The organism is Kiritimatiellia bacterium, assembly GCA_026417735.1.
Lineage (GTDB): Bacteria > Verrucomicrobiota > Kiritimatiellia > PWTM01 > PWTM01 > CAACVY01.
In genome coordinates this window covers 65,270-71,910 of sequence record JAOACR010000019.1, presented here as the reverse complement: position 1 = coordinate 71,910, position 6,641 = coordinate 65,270, and the positions used below count along the sequence as shown (strand labels likewise).

Sequence of the window (6,641 nt, the reverse complement as noted above, 5' to 3'; positions counted from 1 at the left end):
CGCGGCTGGCGGGGAGGGGGATGAGGTTGGTGGCTCACGCCGGCCGCCCGGCTGTCTCGAGGCGGATCGCGGTCTGCGCTGCAACCAGACCGGCGGGCGCGACCAGCTCGTCGGGCACCACAACGCCCGCCACCCCGAGCCGCGAGCAGAACCTCAGCAACGCGGGGGATGGGACTGTGCGCATCGCTAAAAAGACTCGAAACATCGAGTGGGCCGCGCGCAGTCGCCGCACCCCGCTTTCGATCAGCACACCGAGCCCCTCGGCATCAAACGGCCGCCCCGCATTCGGCTCCAACGACGTCACGCGACCCCGCAGCGCGCCATCGAGATGGTCAAGGTCGAGCAGCGCAAAGTCGGCGGATTCCGCAATCGAATCCATCACCAGCACCGCGCGCGGGCACCGAATCGCGACGCCCGCCTCCACGGAAAGGTTCCGCCCGATCAGGGCCAGCACCTCCCGGAGCTGCGCGCGCAGCTCCTCCACCGATGCGGACGCCGCCTCGTCGAGATCTCCCACCGGCAGCGCCACCGCCAGCCGCGGGCGGCCCCGTGCCCGCAGTGTGCGCCGCAATACCTGAACCAGCGGCTGCAGCGGAATCTGAGAGCGACCGGGCGCAGGCCGGGGCTGCGCCTCCCCACCGTGGCACCGCCCCAGCAGCCCGGCCGGCAGCACGGCGATCACCCGCCGCCCCCGATGGCGTAACAACAACTGATGCATGTCCGCCCAAAGCTCCTCGCCGGCCTCGCAGGCATCCGGCCACCAGACGACGCCGTCGGACGCGGCGGCGTCCAGCACGATGGGCGGGCGCACGTCCGGCAAAAAGACGAGCATTTCGAGCCGGCGGTTCGCCCGGCACCAATCGATCACTGTCTGACGAACGCGCCGCACGCTTGCAGCGGGGCGGCGGTCGCGGCGCAGATCGTCGGGCAGCAGTCGCAGGAGCGACTCCCGCACCGGGTCGGACTCTCCGCCGCGATCTTCGCCGGCGAGATCCACCGCCCACCGCAGACTGATCGCGGCCGAAGGGCGGGCGCACATCGCGCCGACGGTCCACAGCCGTCCGCGTTCCACGACGTATTCGACCAGCTGTGGCCATCCCGCCAAACGTTCCGCGCGGTCCGTCAGTCGGCAGATCTGCGCATGGGCGGCGCGCAGTTGCGGATCGCGCGCGGATGCGAGCGTCGCCAGCGGCAGGCCGGCTGAGGGGTCGGGGAGCTGTGTATCGTCCGGCAGCAGCCGTCCCCACACGCCGGGCGCACCCGAAATCGGATCGCGAGACCACGCCGCGCAAGCGACCGACCCCTCATCAAGATCACTGAGCACGGCAACCGTGGCGACCACCGGGACGCCCAACTGCGGGCGGGAGGCGGGAGCCCGCGCGAGCGCGGCGCGATGCCATTGCTCGTACAGCCACGCCAGTAAACCGCGGAGCTGGTCTTCGATCTCGACCGGGATCGGTTGTCGGACGCGGTCCCAAAGCACACGGCGAAGCTCGGCGCACAGTTCCCGGGCACCCTCCGCGCTCAATGCGGACTCGGACGCAACGCGGTGACGACGCAGCAGTCGCGTCCGCGCGTCGTCCAGCGCGTCCGGGGCGGCCCCCAGCACATGCGCGCCGTACGCTCGCAGCAGTCTTGCCCATCCGCGCCAACCCGGCGCGCCGCGTCCGGTCGCCTCCGCGATTCGGTCGGCCGCCCGCTCGCTGAACCCGATCACCATCGCGAAGGGCCGAGCGCGCGGATCCGCGATGGATTCGGCCGCCCGCACGCGCAGCAGCAGCGGGCGGGGAGCGCGGTCGCGCTCGCTCACCACGGCGCGCTCCAGCCGGGCGAGCTGTTGGCGGATCTGGTCCCACGCGCCGGGAGGGAAGCGGCCACCACTGCGGGCGTAGAACGCACACACCTCGCCCGAGATCACAAAGCCGGGCGGCACTGGAAACTTCGCCATGCTCAGACGCAGCAGCGAAACGCCCCCATCGCCCAGCAGCGGCGCCGGCCGCTCGCTCTCGGGGTAGATCTCGGCGCCGGCGCCCAGCTGCCACACCATGCGCCGCGGGGTGTGCGCAGAGGAAGGTGGCGGCTCCGCACTCACGGCCGGGCAAGCTATCACTCGCGCAGCTCCGCCTGCAAGAGAGGTGCCTGGCTCGCGCGGGTGGTTGCGCCGTCGGCAGCGACCGACTAGGCTGGGCGTCTGACCATGAAGGACGCTTCCCGCAGGTTCCTAGAGTCGTTGATCCGCGCGATCAGTCCCTCGGGTTACGAGGAGGAGGCCGCCCGCGTGTGGCAGGCCGAGGCGCGCGGCATCGCCACGGCGGTTCGCCATGATGTGCACGGCAACAGCCACGCGGTGATCAATCCCGGCGGCGCACCCCGCGTGCTGCTCGCTGGCCACTGCGACGAGATTGGGTTTGTGGTTTCCCACATCGATGACAACGGCTTCCTCTGGATCCAACCCATCGGCGGCTGGGACCCTCAGATTCCCCAGGGCCACCGCGTCGTGATCCGCGGGCGAAAAGGCCGGGTGAAAGGGGTACTTGGCAAGATGCCTGTGCACCTGCTGAAACCTGAAGATCGCGACAAGGTCACGAAACTCGAGCGACTGTGGGTGGACATCGGCGCGGGAAGTCGGAAGGAGGCGCAAAAGCGCGTGGCGATCGGTGATCCGCTGGTGCTGGATCACGAGCTGGCGGAACTGACCGACAAGATCCTTGTCGGCCGGGGCTTTGACAACCGCATCGGCGCATTCATCGTGCTGGAGGTGCTGCGGCGCCTGTCGAAAACCAGGTTGAGGGCGGAAGTCCACGCGGTGGCCACCGTGCAGGAGGAAATCGGCATCCGGGGCGCACGGACCGCCGCGTTTGGGATTGACCCGCAGATCGGCATCGCGACGGACGTCACCTTTGCGACCGACCACCCCACGATGGACGAGGCGGTGAAGCGGTTCGGCAAAATTTCGCTCGGCGGAGGGCCGGTGGTGTCGCGCGGTCCCAACGTGCACCCGCGGCTATTCGAGCGGTTGGTTCAAACCGCGGAGCGGCAAAAGATCCCGCACCAAATTGAGGCGCATGGAGGGCCGACACCGACGGACGCAAATCTGATCCAGGTTAGCCGGGCCGGTGTCATCACCGCGCTGGTGAGCACGCCGTGCCGATACCTGCACAGCTCCTGTGAGCTGATTCACCTGGACGACGTCGACGCAGAAATCGAGCTGATTGCGGAGACTGTTGCCGGGCTGAGGCCGGACACGGACTTTTCGCTGCTGCGTTGAGCAGCGCGGGGCGAACCCCTGACCATTGATGGATGACAAGCCACGGACCGCGTGGTAGAGTCAAAGCGACGTCAGCGGTGCGGGAGTAATTCAGTGGTAGAATGTCAGCTTCCCAAGCTGAACGTCGCGGGTTCGATCCCCGTCTCCCGCTCCATCCCTGCTCCGGGCGCCTACACGTACATCCTGTACTCCGCCGCGCTCGATCAGTATTACGTCGGCATTTCCTCGCGCCCCTGGCGACGCCTGCGCCAGCACCGGCGCGCTCACCATGGATGGTCAGCCCGTGCCACCGACTGGGTGCTGGTCTTCCACAAGCCCGCCGCCGACATCGCTCAGGCCCGTCAGCTCGAACGGCGCATCAAGGCCCGCGGCGCACGGCGCTTCCTCTCGAGTCTCGCTTCCCAATCCCGCCGGCAAGCCGTTGGAGCCTGGTCCACGGCCGGCGGTGGAGGACTTTCGGCGACTCCGTGGCCAGTGTTGCAGTACCGGCCGGTCACGCGTCCTCTCGCCTTCGCCATGTTCCGACGCGCACGGGCGCTGAAGACCGTGGCGTCGGAGGGCGGCTCAATGTCGGAATGTCATGCGCTGCACGTCCACGCCCTCGATCGCGCGCAGATCGCGTTCGAGCGCTGCGACCTCGGCGTCCGAGCCGACCAGATGCAGCACAATCAGGCCGTTCGGTGATCCCTCGCGGCCGTGGACGTCGTGCAATCCCAGCCGCGTCTGAATGATGCGACCGTGCCGGGTCAGCACCTGTTGCACCTCGGGGGCGTGCCGAGTGCGTTCGGTGATGTGCAACCCCATGATTTCATGATGTTCAACGGAACGCGTTCTTCGGCGTGCGCTCATGCGCGGATCCTCCGTCTCGGTCATGTTCCATATACCTTTTCAAACGGCCACATCAGGACTCCGCCATCCAGCACACGCACGTCGCGGAATCCCGCGTGGCGCAGCACGATCGAGGCCTCATAGGCCCGCAGTGAGTTCCGGCAACAGAGCAACAGCACCCCCTCCTGCGGCAGCTCGCGCATCCGGCCCCGCAGCGAGCCCAGCGGAATCAGCCTCGAGCCGGGAATCCGCATCTCGTCGTACTCGCGCGGCGTGCTGACATCGATCAGGGTCACGTCGCGCCGCTCTCGCAGCAACCGCCGCGCTTCCAGCGGCGACACGCCCACGAAGTGACCATCCAGCTTGTTACGCGCCACGTTGCATGCGGTGATCAGATTGTCCAGTGCCGGCGAAAACGGCGGCGCGTAGCCCAAGTCGAGATGCGCGATCTGGTCCACCGTCATCCCCGCGGTGATGGCGGTCGCGGCGACATCAATCCGCTTGTCCCCCTCGCCCGGGCCGAGCGCCTGCAGCCCGAGCAGCCGCCGGCTGGAGCGCTCCACAACCAGTTTGAGCATCAGCAGCCGCGCGCCAGGCAGGAAGTGCTCCCGGTCGGGTGCCGCGCAGAGCACCGTCACCACGTCCCGGCCCAGCTCGCGGGCCTCGCGCTCGTTCAGCCCCGTGCGCCCGACGCAGTACTCGAACACCTGGCAGAGAACCGTCCCCAGGATGCCCGGGAACCGGTCGCCGCCACCGCACAGATGCACTGCCGCCACACGGCCCTGCTTGTTCGCGGTGGAACCGAGCGGCACGTAGGTCGGACGGCCCGTCAGAAGGTCGCGGTTTTCCACGCAGTCCCCGACCGCGTAGATGTCGGGGTCGCTGGTACGAAGATGCTCATCCACGAGAATGCCGCCGGTCGGCCCGATCGTCAGCCCCGCCGCCCGCGCCAGCGAGGTCTCTGGGCGGACTCCCGCGGCCAGCACCACCAGGTCCGCGGGAATCTCGCCGTGGTCGGTCACCACCGCGCGGACCGCCTCGTCGCCGCGGAAGCCTTTCACCTCCACGCTCGTCAGCACGCGCACGCCGTTCGCCTCGAGGTGCTGCTGCAGCAGCCGCGAGATCTCCTCGTCCAGCATTCCGAGAATCTGCGGCATGCGTTCGACGATCGTCAGCCGGCAACCGCGCAGTGCGAGCGCCTTCGTCATTTCCACTGCGATCAGCCCACCGCCCACCAGCACCACGTCGAGCGCACGCTCGCCGGCGACCGCGTGTCGGATCCCTTCTGCGTCGTGCACGCCGTGCAGCGTATAGATGTTGCGGAGGCTCCGGCCCGGCAGCTCCGGCACCACCGGCCGGGCACCGGTGGCCAGCACCAAGCGGTCGTAAGGGATCCACCGTTCCGCACCGGTGGTGAGATCCCGGATCCTCACCCGTCGGCCCCGCCGGTCCACCTCCAGCGCCTCCGTGCGGCTGAGCACGCTCACGTTGCGCACGTTGTGGAAAAAAATCGGGTCTCGCACGGCGCCCAGCGGCGTCGACAACAGCGCGCGGCGGTCGCGGACAGTACCAGAAACGTAGTAGGGGAGGCCGCAGCCCGCATAGGACAGCAGCTCACCCCGCTCGATGATCGTGACCTCCGCATCCGGTTTGAGCCGCATCACCTTCGAGGCGACCTTCGGCCCCGCGGCCACCCCGCCGACGATCACCACCCGCAGCCGGTCCGCCTTTGCGCCGATCGCTTCCTCCGCTGGCGCCGTCGCGGCGGGCAGGTCCACCACAAATTCCGCACCTCCCAAATCCGAACCGCCGGCCCGTACCGTCCCACCGCACGACTCGACCAGCGCGCGGACCAGCGCCAGGCCCAGTCCCGCGCCAGGTGTGCGGCCCTCCCCGGGAACCACCGCACGATAGAACGGTTCGAAAATCCGCGTTCGCTCCGCCTCCGGCACGCCCGGGCCGGAATCCCCCACCGAGACCCGCACCCCTCCTCCGATCTCCTCGCGAGCCACCAGCACCCGCACCTGCCCGTGGCGCGGCGTGTACTTCAGCGCGTTCTCGATCAGCGCGCGCAGCACTTCCACCAGCAGTTCCTCGCCGGCCTTTGCGTACGCCGGCTCGTCGCGGACGTCCACCGCCAGGGAAATGTCCCGTCGCTGCGCCTCCTCCAGCCACTGCTGGTGCACTCTCCGCACGACCGCCGCCGCGTCGCACACCGCCTCGCCAGCGCCCGCTGGCCGCCGGACAATCGTCAGCAGCCGTCGCACGGTCTCCAGCGCTTCCGTGAGCCGCGCGTCCGCACGCTGGAGCAGGTCCTTCTGGCGCGGCGTCAGGGGGCCCGCCAGATCGGCGATCAGCGTCTGCAGCACCGTCTCCGCCGCACCGATCGGCGATTTCAACTGGTGCGCCACCACCGCCGCAAAGCGCAGCGGATCCTCCAGCCCCCCGCCGGCATCGTTGTGACGCTGGTCGGTCATCGCTCCCGCTTCAGTGCCGAGCCACTCGCGGTGACTTTACCGGTTTTCGACGCAGACGGACAAGTTCC

At 68.9% G+C, this 6,641-nt stretch carries 4 protein-coding genes and 1 tRNA gene; 2 read left to right on the top strand and 3 right to left on the bottom strand.

Annotated features, from left to right (window positions below):
* Positions 1-34: 34 nt before the first annotated feature.
* Complete coding sequence (locus N2652_09930; protein MCX7819503.1) at positions 35-2,047, bottom strand: hypothetical protein; 2,013 nt, start codon at positions 2,045-2,047, stop codon at positions 35-37.
* 150 nt (positions 2,048-2,197) lie between these two features.
* Between N2652_09930 and N2652_09925 the strand changes: the two genes are divergently transcribed.
* Positions 2,198-3,268 carry a M42 family metallopeptidase gene (locus N2652_09925; GenBank protein ID MCX7819502.1) on the top strand — a complete coding sequence of 357 codons (1,071 nt, stop codon included), beginning with the start codon at positions 2,198-2,200 and terminating at the stop codon, positions 3,266-3,268.
* Positions 3,269-3,347: 79 nt separating this feature from the next.
* Positions 3,348-3,422 (top strand) — tRNA-Gly (locus tag N2652_09920).
* Between the two features lie 410 nt (positions 3,423-3,832).
* On the opposite strand, the gene N2652_09915 is transcribed toward N2652_09920, so the two are convergent.
* Both N2652_09915 and N2652_09910 read right to left on the bottom strand, forming a co-directional pair.
* Entirely contained in the window at positions 3,833-4,117 is a 285-nt protein-coding gene (locus tag N2652_09915; protein ID MCX7819501.1) for a hypothetical protein, read from the bottom strand.
* Between the two features lie 20 nt (positions 4,118-4,137).
* Positions 4,138-6,573 (bottom strand): FAD-dependent oxidoreductase, encoded by a 2,436-nt coding sequence (locus N2652_09910; protein MCX7819500.1) that lies wholly within the window; start codon positions 6,571-6,573, stop codon positions 4,138-4,140.
* Positions 6,574-6,641: the final 68 nt, after the last annotated feature.